Raw genomic sequence first — 16,216 nt, 5'->3', positions numbered from 1 at the left:
TACTCAATATAATCATCAGCAAAAAAACTCTTATAATTTATTGGAGAAGTATACTTATGCTTATATTTTTAACCTAAAATTATCAATAACTCATTAGATAGTTAACTTGTAACTTCTTCATTTTCAGAACTGTTTTGCTTGAAGTCTCGAAGCCATTCTTTCCACCCGTAATATACCAATACCAAAAATATAGCATATTGAAGAGCTGTAATATTATATCCTTTGTATATGAATAAAGGCACTGAAATAATATCTGCTAATGCCCATAAATACCAATTCTCGATTACCCTTTTTATTAATAAATAAATCCCAGCAAAAGAGATTGCTGTTACAAATGAGTCAACATAAGAGTAGGCTGGCAAATTAAGTACCGATACTTGTTTTTGTAAAGCATAAAGAAAAGGAGTAACAATAAGTGTAGCCACACCTATATAAATCGAGATTTTAATCTGATGTTTAGTTGCTTTAGTAACATATACTTGTACTTTACTATCTCCTTCAAGATGTCGCATCCATAAATAGAACCCTATTATAGCAGTAATTAAATAATAAAGATTGAGCAACATATCTCCAAACAATTGCCAAGTATATAGCAAACAAACATAAATTATGGAAGAAATAAAACTAGCCACATAAACTAATATATTTCTTTTATAAGAGAAATATACACTTAACACTCCACAAATAGCCGCTACTGTTTCTAAAGGTGTTTGATAATCTTTTAATAAGGTAACAAGTAACTGATAAATATAATGCATGTTAAATAATCTCTTTTGTTGTTATTATTCTATCTGGACCTATAGCCATTTTCATAGTTGCAAAAGCAACATTATGCACACCGTCTATAGAGTTTGATCTACTCAAGTCTTTTATAATGTATGGTACTATTCCATCATCAAACATATCCATTGCTAGCTTAATTAAACATACATTAGAAAATAACCCAGCAATATATATATCTGGATTATTCAGTTTCAAAATTAATTGTTTTAGCTCTTTAGTATAAACAGTATATGTGGAGTGCCAAATAAACTTTGCTCTTTCTGGCACGTCAATACCATTAATTAAAGATCTATCTTCTTCATTCTGAAAGTTTCTCCATTTCAATTTAGTTTCAAATAGAGATCCTTGTTGATTTTCAAACATAGCAAAACAAATGTCATCAAAAGTTTCGCTAATATTGTTAAAAGTTTTTACCATATTGTTTGGATTTATATCATCAAATCCTTTTTGCATATCTACAATAATTAATAATTTGGACATTACAATTAAATTCACTTGTGAGTTGTTTAATAAAAGCTATCTACTAAGCTATCAAATATCTTTAGCTAGTATAACTTGACCTTCTCCTAATGCTTCTTCCATAGTAGCTAAAGCTACGTCATTAGCAGCATTTCCATGAGGAGACCCACTTAAGTCCCTTACAATATATGGTACTATTCCATCGTCGAACATATCCATAGAAGTTTTAAGCAAACACACATCTGAGAATAAACCGGCTAAATAAATCTTTGTCGGTTTTAATTTTTTAATTATATTTTTCAGTTCATCATTATAAACAGTGTAATTATGATGATTAGAAAAATGAGCATTTTCAGGGACTTCTATACCATCAATAAGCTTTTTATCTTCCTCATTTTGAAAATCCAACCATTTTAACTGTGTTTCAAATAAAGAATTTTTTCTATTTTCAAACATCGCAAAACATACATCATCAAAAGAAAAAGAACATTTATTAAATTTTTTTATTAAATCTCTTGCTTCAGTGCAGTCAAAACCATTCTGTACATCTATAAGAATCAATAATTTAGACATATTCAATCATTCACTTTTTTATTAAAATAATATTAATTATTATAGAGTAATAAATAAAGAAAATCTTTAGCAATTTTTAATATTTTTTTATACTACTAGGCCATGTATAAGATTATTTACCTTCTTTTAAGAAAGTTTACAATTCATTAAATTGCTAAAAATTATAAGGTTTACACTACATTTTAGTTTAGAACTATTTCACTACAGCAGTTTTATATGATAAAAATTACTATTAGTTAAAAGTAATCCTAGATAATTATAAATGATTAGAAAAGCAATAATAATGAATGTTTTCCCTGAAGCATTTGATGAATATATAAAACGCCATAATGAGATATGGCCTGAACTCAAAGATGCTATAAAAGCGCATGGAGGACAAAATTATTCTATTTTTCTCTGTCGCGAAACTAGTCAGTTATTTGGCTATATCGAAGTCAAAAATGAAGCTCATTGGCAAAAAATAGCTCAGACAAAAATAATGCAAAAATGGTGGAAATACATGGATCCTTTAATGGAAACACAAGAAAATAATCAGCCGATTACGAAAGATCTTGAAGAAGTATTTTATTTAGAATAAATCTAATAACTAAAACGCATATTTTTAATATTAAAAACCTAAACTTTAGCAGCATCGTTTACAGTTGATAAACTACTCTTAAGTACAGGTACATTTTGAGAGTTTGTTATAAAACTTTCCCCACTTGAAGCAACTTCTGTACTAGCATTTTTGCTATTAACTCCCAATATATTTAATACTGCCTGGTCATTTTGTTGAGAAGACTCTGACTGAGGGAGTTTCTGCTTTAATATTTTTGCCATACTATAGTCATAATTCTGTAAATATGCATTTCTTAATGCTGTATATGGATCTAATGTAGATTGCTGAAGATTTGTATATGCTGGTAAATATGACACTCCTTGATTTGTATAGTACACACCATACACCGTATAATTTACAGCATATGCTGTAAGTGTGCCAACTCCTGGGGCTAAGAATAAATATGAAAGAGGATTAAATGCAGCATCAACCCCATCAGATAAACCTTCTACTGTTCCAGGACCAAAGATTGGCCATACAATATATGGAGATGCATAACCGGTTTTATATACATCCCATTTATGCAAAGTAACTGCAAAATCTTGATGATAACGTATCGGTAAATCAAACCAACTATTTGCAACATCAAAAATCCCTACAATTCCAAGGGTAGTATTTGATAAGAATCTCAGGCTATCATCTCCAGCATATCCCCACTGGTCTTGAAATATATCATTTACTACCCTACTAGGTTCAAAAAGATTTTGAAAAACATTAAATATACCATTTTGAACAATATTAGGCATAACAAAAGCATAAGCATTAGCTACTGGAGTTAAAACTTTATAAACTTTATTATTAAAATTATATATTTTTCTATTATATTTCTCATATGGATCTCTTTTATTAATAGGGACTTCCCATTTAAAAGAACACCCTGCAAGAGTCGTAGCTAAGACACCCCACAGCAATATTAAACTTATCTTTCTTTTCATAATAAAATAAACTTTTCAATACTAACCTTTTGAAGTAAGCAATTATAAATGATTATTGCTAAATATAAACCCTAAGTTAGAGTCTTAAACTTTTCTTAAAGTTTCTAACCCAAAATCTTTGTGGTGATGCAGCTTCTAATAACTTATCAGATACGATACTTTTTTGATTTAATATTTTCGAAGAAATAATTTTTGCAGCGATTAAAGATGAGCACATCCCTTTAGAGCCAAATCCAGATGAAACATACAATCCTGCTTCATAGCTAACTTTTGGCATCTTAGATTTAGGGTACCCTTTTGATAAAGGTTGATAAAAATCTTGTTCAAACTTATCGTAATCTACCAACTGCCCAATAATAGGCAAATGATCAGATGTTACACATCGCATAGCAACTCTTGAGTCAACAATATTTATACCAGTATCATGATTATTTAATGATATTTGTTTTATTTGAGAGATATTAAACTCATCATCCACATTTCGAAGCTCACCACTAGTATCTGAATTATCCCTAAATGTTGCTCCAATAACTTGGAGATTATCTTTATAGCCTGGAATAATATATCCTTTATCAACTATAGTTTTATCTATATCAAAATATTTTTCTATAACCGTAAGCTGGCCATAAGAAGGATACACAGGAATTTTTTGTAAATAAGAAATATTCTTAAATAGTTGATATCCACCTGCAAAAATTACTATATCAAAATTTCCTTTAAATTTACTAAACTCTAATTGCCAAAGGTTTTCTTCTAATTTTTTAATACCTAATACTTCAGTTCCTAATTCTAACTTAGCATCTGATAATTTAAACCATAGCTGGCAAATACTTTTAGGCACTACAGATAAAGCATTAGGATAGTAAACTGCTTGTTTTGAAATATCTTTATTAATAAATCTGACTAACTCTTGATCAGAAAGCAATTGAGCTAGATTAGAATCCATATCTCTTTTGGCGAATATTTTTTGATATCGTTTTAGATCCTTCTCATCACTTAATATCTGTAATACTCCTTGGTTACATATATCTATTTGATCTTTATGTTTATTTATAAAGTCCAATAATAAACTATAGCCTAAAGTATGAAACTGATCTGAGAAATTATTATCTGAAGTTAAATATGGTTCTAAAATACCAGCAAAATTACCTGATGCTTCACTGGCTACCTCAGAATTTTTATCAAATATAGTTATATCAAAATTATTTGATTTACTAAGCTCATACGCTAATGAGCACCCTGCTAATCCAGCTCCAATGATAGCTACTTTTTTAGTACTCATTTTGATTCTCACAGTTATATTTGTCTAAATGCCATTTAGCTGGATTATCTTTTATATACTCTCTGATCTTTAATAAGGATTGCTCGTCTATTATTATATGATCATAAAAGGATCTCTGCCATTCAAAATCTGATAATCCAAGATTATTTCTGATTTGTTTAGTACATATATTTTTATAAGATTTAATGATCTGAGATAAATTAACCCTATTTGTAGTGGTAGCAAATTGTTCTACCATAGATTCTTCATCTAAATTAGAGAGGACAGAACACTGTTCTGTCCCTACATTAACATTATCTTTTTGCATTATAATTATTGCATGAATATGATTAGGCATAACTACAAACTCATCCAATAAAACTTGCTCATAGAATTTAGAAATATTTTCTAACGCAGCATAAACTATCTTTCCACAGTCATTCAAAGTCATCTGACCATCCGATAATATATCACCAAAATAATTAACCCTTTCCTTGGTACAAATAGTCACATAATAATAACCATTTTGAGAATAATCAAAATTTTCTAGACGATGATTTTTGCATTGAAAAGCTCTTTTACGCTCCAAAGCCTCTTATGCCTTCTCTTTTACGCTTTTGTTCAGCTCTAAGCATACGAGCTTGTTTAGGATCGATAGTTAGATTTCTATATATCTCAACTCTATCTTTATCTTTTACAGGATGATCTAAGTCAACAATTTCACTATATATGCCGACCTTTAGCTCTTCTAAGTTCTCTAGCTCTGGATATTTATGAACTATTTTTGATTGGTCAATAACTTGTCTAATCGTCATAGATTCTTCAGATTCAACAAAAAAAGATTTTTGTTCATTTGGTAAAGCATAAATAACTTCTACTTTCACTATTTATAAACCTCTTCTGCACGTTTACAAAAAGCTCCTAACATCTTATCTGCTAAACCACGAAATACTGGTCCAAGAGCCATTTCTACAAATTTATTTTCAAAAGTAAATTCCATATCTAATGTAACTTTACACGAGCTTTCATCTTGAGGTTCAAATCTCCAGTCACCAATTAAGCTTTTAAAAGGTCCATTCATAAGGTTTAAATGGATATGCTCATTTTTTACCATTGTATTATGTGTAGCAAAGTCTAGCTTAACAAAACCAGATTTAATTTTTAAAGATGCTTTTGCCTCTGTTTCAGTATGCTCAAAAACTTCAATGTCATAGCACATTGGTAAAAATTCAGGGTAGCTGTCAATATCATTTACAAGATTATACATCTGTGCAGCACTATAATTTACAATTGCAGATTTATTAACTTTATTCATTTATTTAATCTTTTGTGTTTTGCTGATAATATATAGCCCTACATTGTATATCTTTTACAAAAAATAATAAAGTTATGAGTAAACATAAGGTCTCTCCAGCAACTATTGCTAGGAATAAAAGAGCCTTCCATGATTATACTATTTTAGAAAAATTTGAAGCTGGAATAGTACTACAAGGATGGGAGGTCAAAAGTATCAGAGCTGGTAAAGTTCAGATGATAGATAGTCATGTGCATATCAAACGTGGTGAAGCATGGCTATTTAACTGCCTAATCACACCGCTACTATCTGCATCTACACATATAATACCAGATGCTTCAGCTACACGTAAGCTACTACTTAATCGTCGTGAAATAGACAAGATCATGGGTAGAGTTGAACAAAAAGGTCTAACATGCGTACCACTTGCCATGTATTGGAAAGGCCCTCGCGTAAAAGTTGAGATAGCTCTAGCTCAAGGTAAGAAAACACATGATAAGCGTCAAGCTCAAAAAGATAAAGATTGGGCTCGTGAGAAAGATAGAATCTTTAAAAAGGCGCATAGATAAATGACCGACATCAAAATAAGCAAGACTGAGAAAAAATTACGTCACTATATTACTAAAGCTATTGCTGATTATAAGCTTCTCAATAAAGGCGATAAAGTTATGCTCTGTCTATCTGGTGGTAAGGATTCTTTTGGACTTCTGAAAGTTCTACATGGTCTTATTAAGGATGGAACTTATGATATAGATCTTCATGTATATACATTAGATCAGTCTCAACCTGGTTGGGATGATAGCAAACTTAGAAAATACCTTGATGATCTAGGTGTAGCTTATGAAATTGAGACAAAAAATACTTACGGCGTAGTGATAGATAAAGTTCCAGAAGGTAAAACTTATTGTTCTTTATGTTCAAGACTTCGCCGTGGTAATATCTATAGATATGCAAAAGAGCATAAAATGGACAAGATCATTCTAGGGCATCATCGTGATGACTTAATTGAATCTTTACTAATGTCTATCTTATATCAAGGACAAATCAAATCTATGCCACCTAAGTTTATTACTAAAGATGGTGAAAATACTGTAATCCGCCCAATGGTATTAGTCCAAGAGCGTGACTTGATAGAATTTGCTAAAGAACAAGATTTTCCAATAATTCCATGTAATTTATGTGGCTCTCAAGAGAATCTTAAAAGAAAAAAGGTTAAAAAGCTTATCCAAGATTTAGCACATGAGAATCCAAAAGTACCAAGTAATATTTTAAATTCACTTTCAAATGTATTACCAAGTCATCTAATGGATAAAAACTTGATCAAACAATAGTTTATTGACTTAATGGTATGGTTTTAATTTACTTTTGATTATTGGTAATCATACTTTAAAGTTTAATGTATAAAATACTTTTTCCAACGATTTTAATATTCTTATTCTGTAATTTTGCTTTAGCTACGGAAAATAATAATATTAAAAAATTTATTAGAAATTCTGATAATACCTATTATAAGGTTAAAACTAAGCATACAGATATTAGTAATCCAGCAAAAGATAAAGCTATTTATACTGTATATTTCTGTAAAGAACATTTTTGGGGAAATGAGCAAGATTGCTATTATACAAATTTAGAGGCTGGTAATAAAAATAAAGAAGTTTCTTCTGAAGACTTCTTGAACTTAAACTTTAAGAAATTACATATAATATCTCTCACCAAAGTAGATAAAATTACTGATAATATTCATTATGAATACATAGCAAAAACTCAAAAACAAAATAATATTTTGCTAAATACTACAAATAATACTCGTTATAATTATTATTACAATAAACCCTATAGTGTAACTCTAGCTAATTTAGAAAAAAATGAAAGCATTAAAGCATACTTAGTTACCTCTGCACCAAAGCTAAATAACACTATAATTAAAGTAAAATCTCTTTATCAAACTAAGTATATGTTTTATACCTTCAATGAATTAAATAATGAATCAGCATCTTTTTCTTATAAATTAAAGCGAATTGGAACAAGAATCATTCTAGTACCCTTTTTTGCACTTTTAATATTAAAGGAAATTACTGTTGGCTTATAACACTGTTCTTTTGAGAAGAAATATAATTATAACCTGACTTCAGAAAAACTTAACACTTGATTTTATTTATTAATTATTTAAACATATCTATTATTCTTAGGCACCCACAAATCAGCTAGCTGTGATGCATCGACTTGTGTAGTAATTTGATTACTACCATCTACACTACCTCCATCAATATCTTCGTCACTTGATGTATTTGCTGCTAATATCTCTGCCATTTTATTTGCATTTGCTCCTAACAACATCTGAAATTCATCATTAGTGTCTATAATAAGTGAATCATTATTAAACTGTGATTCAAAATAGTCATCTACAATCAATGAGGATAACTGATCATGAAAATTAATCTCAAGGTCATTATCTGATCTTGAGATTAATATATCATCTTTTGAAATATCATTTAGCTTTAGTGTATCTGTAGAGCCATCTCCTGCTAGATTGATAGTATCATTACCATCTCCAGTTGAATACTCATAAGTATCAGATCCAGCTCCTCCAGCTAAGATATCATCTCCTTGACCTCCTGTGATTACATCATTACCTGCTCCAGCTTTAATAATATCATCGCCTAAGCCTCCAGATAGCATATCTGAACCTGCTCCAGTTTCTATCCTATCGTTACCAGTGCCTCCATCTATAGTATTATCACCACCATTTAGAGCTTTAACTATATCATTACCATCACCAGCATCTGCTATATCATTCCCTGAACCTAGATAAACTGTATCATCCCCAGCTCCAGCGTGTACAACATCTACTACATCATTAGTACCAACTATCTTTTCTCCTAAATCTGTACCTAATGTTACTGGTTGAATATCTTCTATAGCCTTAAAACTACCATCTGCAAATTCAAAGCCTGATACTTTAGTTTCATAACCACTTTTAGCATAAAACTTCTTAACTAATAATCCTTGTTCAGGATCTGCTCCTACTTGAACAAATAAATCTTCATTTCTTTGTAAGTACAGAACATCATCTTGAGATATATTTTCACCAAATACTATCTTATCTGTCTGATCTGTAACATCTAGCTTAGCTGCTCTGATTGTATCAAGTCCATCTCCAAGATTATAGTTGATAACATTATTTCCTAACTCTCCACTGATATCATCATTACCTAAGCCTCCAGTGATAACATCATCACCAGCCCCTGCTTTAATAATATCATCACCTAAGCCTCCAGATAATCTATCCGCACCTGCTCCAGTTTCTATTCTATCGTTACCAGTTCCTCCGTCTATAGTATTATCACCACCATTTAGAGCTTTAATTATATCATTACCATCACCAGCATCCGCTATATCATTCCCTGAACCGAGATAAACTGTATCATCTCCAGCTCCTGCGTGTACAACATCTACCGCATCATTAGTACCTACTATCTTTTCTGATAAATCTGTACCTATATGGGTTGGTGCTGGCTTATTCATCTGATCTAAGATATCTCTAGGAGAAGCAAATGTACCATTCGCAAATTCAAAGCTACCAATATTACTTCCTTGCTCAATACCAAAATTAACTAGTCTAAATCCTTGTGCTTGATCACCTTTGACATTAATAATTAAATCATTACCATCTTGGTTATAAGTTAAATCTTCTTGAGTGATCCCTTTGCCAAAAACTACTTTATCACTACCTTCATAACCTTCACCCAGTGAGCTAATATTATCAAAACCATCTCCGAGATTGTAGTTGATAGTATTTCCTATACCTGAAACACTAATTGAATCATCACCTTGACCACCTGTGATTATATCTGAGCCTTCGCCACTTGAGATAATATTATCATTAGCATTACCTACTAATGTATCATCTCCAACTGTACCTATTTTGATATCTGATTTATTTAAAACATTACCATTAGCAAATTCAAACTTATCTAATGTACTTCCTTTAAAATTCTTAAGAATTAATTTATCTGTATCTAAGCCATTAAATGTTACATGAACATCATTACCATCATAGGTAAAGTTAAGATCACTCGCTTGTATACCTTCTCCAAACTTAACTGTATCTCTCGAACTCTTATCAAAAACTCTATAACCATACTCACTAGTCAATACCTCAGTGATCGTATCGACTCCATCTCCTTTATTGAAAATGTATGTATCACTTCCATATCCACCAGCTAAACCATCATCTCCTTTGCCCCCAGTTAATACATCATCTCCTGAGTGATTAACTTCATCTCGCTTTGTGTAGTAATATGTACTATTACTAAAACTATCTCCTACTAAGGTATCGTTACCTTCTCCACCTTGAAGTACATCCGACTGATTACCCCCATGTAAATAATCATCTCCTAACCCACCATCTAAAGTGTCATTATGATTATTACCATATAACTTATCATTACCTTCACCTCCTGATAACTCATCATCTCCTGAATTACCTGAAATTACATCATTCCCAGCTCCAGCTAATATAATTTCAGCTCCACCATAACCACTGATGCTATCTGCCTCATCTGTACCCTCTAATACATCTAATGACATAAAGTTATTTCTATCTAACCTACTACCATCTGCAAATTCAAAATTATTGATTGTATTATTTGACATAAAGTCTTTTAATATTAGCTGATCTGTTTCACTACCTCTGAAATTAACTAATAAATCCTTCCCTGATAAAGAAAGTAATATATCTTCTTTATTTATACCTTCGCCAAATACTATCTTATCCCTTGCTGTACTATCATATTTTGTATGAGCATAGTCATTCAATAACATCTCAGTGATTGTATCTACACCATCTCCTTTATTGAAAATGTAAATGTCACTTCCATACCCACCTGCAAGACTGTCATCTCCTTTACCTCCAGCTAATACATCATCTCCTTTATTATATTTTGCTTCTAACTTCCTAGTATCAATCGTATATCTATTATAACCAACCTCTGAGGTGATTATGTTATCCCCTATTAAAGTATCATCTCCTTCTCCTCCATAAAGAATATCTGATTGAGACCCTCCATGTAAGTAATCATCTCCTTCTCCTCCATCTAAACTATCGTCATGGTTATTGCCATATAATCTATCTGAACCTTTTCCACCTGATAACTCATCGTTACCTGAGTTACCTGAGATTACATCATCCCCAACATTTCCTTCAAATAGATCTACTCCTCCAAATCCAGAGAAATTATCATTATCATCAGTACCTTGTACTTCTGTAATTGACATTAACTGATTTGTATCTAGTCTTGTTCCATCTGCAAATTCAAAGTTATTAATCGTAGTTCTAGACATAAAATCTTTTAAGATTAACTGGTCGCCTTCTGCTCCGGTAAAACTTACTAATAAATCTTTACCATCTACTGAAATATTAATATCTTCTTGATTTAAACCCTCACCAAATACTATCTTATCTCTTGCTGTACTATCATATTTTGTATGAGCATAGTCATTTAATAACATCTCCGTTATAGTATCTATTCCATCTCCTTTATTAAAAATATATGTGTCACTTCCATAACCTCCCGCTAAGGTATCGTTACCTCTACCTCCTGCTAATATATCATCTCCTTTATTATATTTTGCTTCTAACTTCCTAGTATCAATCGTATATCTATTATAACCAACCTCTGAGGTAATTATGTTATCCCCTATTAAAGTATCATCTCCTTCTCCTCCATAAAGAATATCTGACTGAGACCCTCCATGTAAGTAATCATCTCCCTCTTCTCCATGTAACTCATCATTATGATTATTACCATATAACTTATCTAAGCCTGAGCCTCCTATTATTTTATCAGCACTATTGCCTCCAGAAATATTATTATCAGCGCCAGTACCTAATATGAAATCAGCCAATCCAGTCCCTGATAAAGAGCCTATAGTATATAATTTACCATCAACTAAAAAATTTATTTTCTCAGCATCGTTTAAAATGACTTCCGCATTCAAAACCTCTGATAGCCCTCTTGGTATTTCATTCTGAAGCACCGACTGGTTATCCCAGCCTTCTTTAAGAAAAGTGACTTCTTTAGCTTCAACAACATTTTTATAAAAATCTAACCCTGTGCTTGGATCTGCTTTAAACTTCTCAACTATAGCATCATTAATACCATCAAAATTAAACGCTACCTCTCCTACGTCATCTAACTCAAATAATATATTCTCTAATAAAAATGGTTGAACCTCTCCTAAAAGACGATTTGTTTCTATAGAATCTTTAATTGAGTTAAACGCATTTGCATAGCCTTCGTTAATAACTGTTGTTCTACCACTATCTGCTAATCTATGAAAATCCCAATCATTTAAGCTAACCTCACTACCTTTTAAAACATCAGCACCTCCAATTCTAAAATCTGAAGTCTCAACGCCTGTACGGATATTTACACTATATTTACCACCACTATTAGTTATCTGATACTTCAGCAATCTCTCTCCATTTAAAGCTTCTAATACAGCTGTCTTTTCAATTATTGTTTTGACTCGATCAGAAACGTCTAGATTAATCTGTGTACCATCTTCTAATGTATAACCATCTAGTAGCTCTAAGGATGTAGTAAAGTTCTCTGCTGATTTTGCCCACTCAAGTAATACTTCATGGATAGCACTATCTGTAACTGGCGCATCACCTGAGTATAATCCTGTAAGTAAATCGTTAAGCTCTGACGATAAACTAGATGCCTCATGTAGACTTCTTAAAGCTCCTTGGCCTGCTATATTAATTGAGCCTTCTAAATCTGGGGATATTTCTAACTCATCTGCAAATCTACTATAAAATTTATTCTCAGCAAAATCTATTGCTCCTACTGCTGTAGTTGTGCCATCTTTAGTTGTAGCTGTAGAAGTCTTACGTAATATACCACCTTCAATATTTTGGTTTACACTATTAGCATTTAAATCAATACTTGAGATACCTGCATCTGCTAGACTAAGTAACTCTCCCTCATCTGTCACACCGTCTTGATCGACATCTTGCCATACCTTAACCTCAGAAAATGCGTCATCATTTGCATCAAATACCCCATCTCCTGAGCTATCAAGATCACTCAAAGCATCAAAGCCATCTTTTGCTTTTGTGCCATCAGATTTTATGGTATTATCACCAAACAATTCTCTACCACTATCTATGGTATTTGAGCCGTCTAAATCACGCACTAATAATCCGTCTTCGGCGTTGACCCACCCAGTTCCAGTTGCCTGGCCGTCTCCTGAGTGGTCAAACAAAACCTCTCCTGTTGCACCCCTAGTCTCAAGCTGGCCGTCGCCATCAAGATCAACGACTAATGGGTCACCGTAGAGTTGGGTGTTGGCATCAATAAATTTATCTGAAATAATACTATCTAAAGTAACGTCTTCTGAACCCTCAACCCCAAATAAATTATCGATTAAATCACTTCTTTGTAATGAATTTACAAACTGCTCTCTATCACTAGCATCTAACTTCTCTGCTGAACTAAATAATAAAGTTGTAATATTAACTACTTTATCATAACTATTATGAAGTGTTTCGCTACTTAAGCCATTTATAGTAACATCTGCTATAGAGTTAAGTAACTTAACATTCTCAGCTCCGCCTAGTGATTCTGTAATATACTCTTTAGTTGCTAAAGCATTATTTTCTATAGTTGGTAATCCATATACTCCTTTAAGTAGATTTTCCATATGTTGCTTATTATCTTTTATCTTATCTAACTCAGCATATGGACCAAAACTTACCAATCCAAATGTAGCTGTATCAATAGTACCTTGCAAATATCCTTCTGCTCTTACTATTAGAACATCAATGTCAGAATCATTCGAACCCATATTATCTATTTGTGCACGAATTTGATCCTCATAACTTAAGATCTTTGCATAATCCTGTGTCCATTTTTCAACATTTACTACTGGCTCTCCATATATAGAGTCTCCATGTTGGTCTACCGCATATATGCCTCCTTCAAAATAGTCAGTATAAAATGTCGACATATCAAGCTCTGAAAATGATAGCGAAGTATGTGATGATGGATTATCAGATATGGAGTTATAAATAAGAAACTTACCATCAACATTACCTAAAACATTACCGACTTCAGAGACGATATCTCCCGTAGTCATATGTAGATTTGTAACTTCTAAAGTTTTTTGTACATACTCTTCACCATACCTTAAACCAATAGCTCGTGTAGCTACAGGACCATTAAACGAGTCTGCTTGCCCTAAAACATCTGGATAATATTTTAACACATAAGCTGTACCCATCTGGGTTAGATAACCAGATTTTGAATGTCCTCCTGGATTAATTGTTTCATAATTAAACTTAGTTTGTACATCTTTAATAAAGTTTTCAAAATCTACCACTTGAGCTATTTCAAAATTAGTCACATATTCATTTGCCGCAAGTTTAGTATTTGCCTTTGCCCAATCATCCCAAAGTTGCTTTACAGTACCAGCAGTACTCCCTCTTGCTGTCAGATAAGCTGTTTCAGGATGTTTTGTATCAACTACAGCAGTAGCAACTAAACCATCATCGCTATGCACAACTTGATCAATCTGATAATGTAATAGGTCTGTAGCTAAATTGCTATTTTTATTCAAAAAACTAGAGATAAATGCATCTTTTTTAACTTCTGGTTTAAGCTCATAAGCACCATTACCATCAGGAATTAAATTACCATTATTATCAAGCTTATAAAGAAGTTGTCCGTATGTTAACCTTTTATCTGGATCGGCCCCATTAATCTCATTAATTTTACTTTTATCATCGAAAAGAGCTGAATATGATAAAGTTTTAAATACTGCTTGTCTGTTTGATATATCTCTTTGAGTACTTCCTGTAGGTGTCAATAAACTCATTATTTATCTCCTTGTGTATTTAAAATCTTTTTAACTTGTGGCCAATATTTTGTATTTGGTAATAATTTATATGCTCTTCCTTGAATTATGTATGTGTCATAGTTATATCTTTCAGCTTTATAACCAGGATTGAGTACTCTTAGGTATTGTGCTAAATCTTTGACATTGTTTACTCTATCAGCTGTTGATCTTTCTTTTATTAATCTTTCTCTATGTTTATTATCGTAATAAGTATTACAAATCTTGTCAAAATCGGGGTTTTTAGGACATGATGATATATGTATATAACCCCATGCATATTGTTGAATTCCTTTGTCCGTATCGCTTTCATAATAGTTCTTTTCTTGTCTTTTCTTGGCTAAATATTGTTTCAAATCAAAACCTTCTGGAAAATCATATATAGACACTCCTATTCCATAACTAAATAAATGTAGTGATTTTGTATATTGATCAAGTAGATAAATATTTTGTAATACTTTTGCTATACCTTCAGGAGTTTTTGGAGCATCAACCATCATAGTAATACCACTACCTATAAATTGATGATACTTTTTTATAAACTCTGGTGACTTGAATGTTAATTTAGCATTTTTACCATATATTTCTGCCATTGCTTTGGAATATGGTCCTACTTGTGTATATTTAGGTCCATATTCTTCTCCTAAAAAACTATAGTCATCTATTTTATACGAGCTGTTATAACCTGTTTTAACTGTTATTGTTTTTTTATATTTTTTGGGAACGACAGGAAGATCAATTCCAACACTTGGATAAACTACAGTATTACTTCCAAATTTATCAGTATATGGCTTAAACAAATCTCCCCAAACAGCCCAATTCATAGACCACCCAAATGAATCCATAAGGGTCTTGGATTTATCAAAGTACGAACCTTTAGAGCTTAGGTCTCTGGTTATATCTTTAGCATCAAAGTTATAACCTCCTAAATTATCTGAATAGCTAACATTTGATACCTCAAACTTATCACCATGATATTTCTGCTCAAGAGCTTTCTCTATCTTTGCTTTGACATCCGGATAACCTTGTATCCAATCTATAAAGCCACAATATCCCATCATTGGAATTGACAAAACAATCATTAACAAAAGTTTTTTCATTTAAAATCTCACAAATAGAAATACACCCTAAGATTTATTCTATGACCTGATAATCGCTAATTCAATTACTTTTGAAGACTTTAATTTCTACTTTTAGATATATAAACTTTTATGACAGATAAAATTAATATTTGTTGATTACAATTACAGTACATTAGCAGTTAATGCTTTAGTAAAAAATTATAGTTAATCCAAATGTCTTTTGAAGATGTCATTCCCGCGGAGGCGGGAATCTCTCAAGTATTTAAAAGATCCCCGTGTCAAGCACGAGGATGACTACTGTTTTTGATGGTGTGTCCTGATTAGATAAAC

At 31.8% G+C, this 16,216-nt stretch carries 14 protein-coding genes; 4 read left to right on the top strand and 10 right to left on the bottom strand.

Annotated elements, in window-relative coordinates; all coding sequences use genetic code 11:
- Nucleotides 1-101: 101 nt before the first annotated feature.
- From pnuC to F3D62_RS11485, 3 genes are read right to left on the bottom strand one after another with little or no spacing between them, the layout of a single operon-like run.
- A complete protein-coding gene (gene pnuC, locus F3D62_RS11495) occupies nt 102-758 on the bottom strand; it encodes a nicotinamide riboside transporter PnuC (RefSeq protein ID WP_150468393.1) in 657 nt (218 codons plus the stop codon).
- Nucleotide 759: 1 nt separating this feature from the next.
- Entirely contained in the window at nt 760-1,263 is a 504-nt protein-coding gene (locus tag F3D62_RS11490; protein ID WP_150468392.1) for an isochorismatase family protein, read from the bottom strand.
- 51 nt (nt 1,264-1,314) lie between these two features.
- Entirely contained in the window at nt 1,315-1,815 is a 501-nt protein-coding gene (locus F3D62_RS11485) for an isochorismatase family protein (RefSeq protein ID WP_150468391.1), read from the bottom strand.
- 262 nt (nt 1,816-2,077) lie between these two features.
- Between F3D62_RS11485 and rhaM the strand changes: the two genes are divergently transcribed.
- Nucleotides 2,078-2,392, top strand: coding sequence for an L-rhamnose mutarotase (gene rhaM / locus F3D62_RS11480; protein WP_150468390.1), 315 nt, complete (start codon nt 2,078-2,080; stop codon nt 2,390-2,392).
- Nucleotides 2,393-2,430: 38 nt separating this feature from the next.
- On the opposite strand, the gene F3D62_RS11475 is transcribed toward rhaM, so the two are convergent.
- The 5 genes from F3D62_RS11475 to F3D62_RS11455 all read right to left on the bottom strand — a co-directional run bounded on the left by F3D62_RS11475 (nt 2,431) and on the right by F3D62_RS11455 (nt 5,924).
- Nucleotides 2,431-3,348: a VacJ family lipoprotein gene (locus F3D62_RS11475; protein ID WP_150468389.1), complete on the bottom strand. Its 918-nt coding sequence runs from the start codon at nt 3,346-3,348 to the stop codon at nt 2,431-2,433.
- Between the two features lie 76 nt (nt 3,349-3,424).
- Nucleotides 3,425-4,630 (bottom strand): FAD-dependent 5-carboxymethylaminomethyl-2-thiouridine(34) oxidoreductase MnmC, encoded by a 1,206-nt coding sequence (gene mnmC / locus F3D62_RS11470; protein WP_150468388.1) that lies wholly within the window; start codon nt 4,628-4,630, stop codon nt 3,425-3,427.
- A complete protein-coding gene (locus F3D62_RS11465; RefSeq protein WP_150468387.1) occupies nt 4,620-5,198 on the bottom strand; it encodes a transposase in 579 nt (192 codons plus the stop codon). The genes mnmC and F3D62_RS11465 overlap by 11 nt, the downstream gene beginning before the upstream one ends.
- Complete coding sequence (locus F3D62_RS11460; protein WP_150468386.1) at nt 5,188-5,493, bottom strand: RnfH family protein; 306 nt, start codon at nt 5,491-5,493, stop codon at nt 5,188-5,190. The genes F3D62_RS11465 and F3D62_RS11460 overlap by 11 nt, the downstream gene beginning before the upstream one ends.
- Entirely contained in the window at nt 5,493-5,924 is a 432-nt protein-coding gene (locus tag F3D62_RS11455) for a type II toxin-antitoxin system RatA family toxin (protein ID WP_150468385.1), read from the bottom strand. The genes F3D62_RS11460 and F3D62_RS11455 overlap by 1 nt, the downstream gene beginning before the upstream one ends.
- 74 nt (nt 5,925-5,998) lie before the next feature.
- Here F3D62_RS11455 and smpB point away from each other — a divergent pair, with 74 nt between their 5' ends.
- The 3 genes from smpB to F3D62_RS11440 all read left to right on the top strand — a co-directional run bounded on the left by smpB (nt 5,999) and on the right by F3D62_RS11440 (nt 7,992).
- A complete protein-coding gene (gene smpB, locus F3D62_RS11450; RefSeq protein WP_150468384.1) occupies nt 5,999-6,472 on the top strand; it encodes an SsrA-binding protein SmpB in 474 nt (157 codons plus the stop codon).
- Nucleotides 6,473-7,234, top strand: a complete 762-nt coding sequence (ttcA, locus tag F3D62_RS11445; protein ID WP_191092610.1) for a tRNA 2-thiocytidine(32) synthetase TtcA — start codon at nt 6,473-6,475, stop codon at nt 7,232-7,234.
- A gap of 65 nt (nt 7,235-7,299) precedes the next feature.
- The gene (locus tag F3D62_RS11440) at nt 7,300-7,992 is read left to right on the top strand and encodes a hypothetical protein (RefSeq protein ID WP_150468383.1); all 693 of its coding nucleotides are present in this window, start codon (nt 7,300-7,302) and stop codon (nt 7,990-7,992) included.
- Nucleotides 7,993-8,069: 77 nt separating this feature from the next.
- Here the strand turns inward: F3D62_RS11440 and F3D62_RS11435 are convergent, their stop codons facing one another.
- Both F3D62_RS11435 and F3D62_RS11430 read right to left on the bottom strand, forming a co-directional pair.
- Nucleotides 8,070-14,786 (bottom strand): calcium-binding protein, encoded by a 6,717-nt coding sequence (locus tag F3D62_RS11435; protein ID WP_150468382.1) that lies wholly within the window; start codon nt 14,784-14,786, stop codon nt 8,070-8,072.
- A complete protein-coding gene (locus tag F3D62_RS11430) occupies nt 14,786-15,904 on the bottom strand; it encodes a hypothetical protein (RefSeq protein ID WP_150468381.1) in 1,119 nt (372 codons plus the stop codon). Before F3D62_RS11430 ends, F3D62_RS11435 begins: the two co-directional genes overlap by 1 nt.
- Nucleotides 15,905-16,216: the final 312 nt, after the last annotated feature.

It is taken from the genome of Francisella sp. SYW-9, assembly GCF_008711465.1.
GTDB lineage: Bacteria > Pseudomonadota > Gammaproteobacteria > Francisellales > Francisellaceae > Francisella.
Note: the sequence above shows the minus strand (reverse complement) of the source record. Positions and strands in the feature narration are given on the sequence as shown.

Bases quoted from the DNA above. Each gene is read 5' to 3' on its own strand.
- pnuC (WP_150468393.1), bottom strand. From the start codon at position 758: ATGCATTATATTTATCAGTTACTTGTTACCTTATTAAAAGATTATCAA.
- F3D62_RS11490 (WP_150468392.1), bottom strand. From the start codon at position 1,263: ATGTCCAAATTATTAATTATTGTAGATATGCAAAAAGGATTTGATGAT.
- F3D62_RS11485 (WP_150468391.1), bottom strand. From the start codon at position 1,815: ATGTCTAAATTATTGATTCTTATAGATGTACAGAATGGTTTTGACTGC.
- rhaM (WP_150468390.1), top strand. From the start codon at position 2,078: ATGATTAGAAAAGCAATAATAATGAATGTTTTCCCTGAAGCATTTGAT.
- F3D62_RS11475 (WP_150468389.1), bottom strand. From the start codon at position 3,348: ATGAAAAGAAAGATAAGTTTAATATTGCTGTGGGGTGTCTTAGCTACG.
- mnmC (WP_150468388.1), bottom strand. From the start codon at position 4,630: ATGAGTACTAAAAAAGTAGCTATCATTGGAGCTGGATTAGCAGGGTGC.
- F3D62_RS11455 (WP_150468385.1), bottom strand. From the start codon at position 5,924: ATGAATAAAGTTAATAAATCTGCAATTGTAAATTATAGTGCTGCACAG.
- smpB (WP_150468384.1), top strand. From the start codon at position 5,999: ATGAGTAAACATAAGGTCTCTCCAGCAACTATTGCTAGGAATAAAAGA.
- ttcA (WP_191092610.1), top strand. From the start codon at position 6,473: ATGACCGACATCAAAATAAGCAAGACTGAGAAAAAATTACGTCACTAT.
- F3D62_RS11440 (WP_150468383.1), top strand. From the start codon at position 7,300: ATGTATAAAATACTTTTTCCAACGATTTTAATATTCTTATTCTGTAAT.
- F3D62_RS11435 (WP_150468382.1), bottom strand. From the start codon at position 14,786: ATGAGTTTATTGACACCTACAGGAAGTACTCAAAGAGATATATCAAAC.
- F3D62_RS11430 (WP_150468381.1), bottom strand. From the start codon at position 15,904: ATGAAAAAACTTTTGTTAATGATTGTTTTGTCAATTCCAATGATGGGA.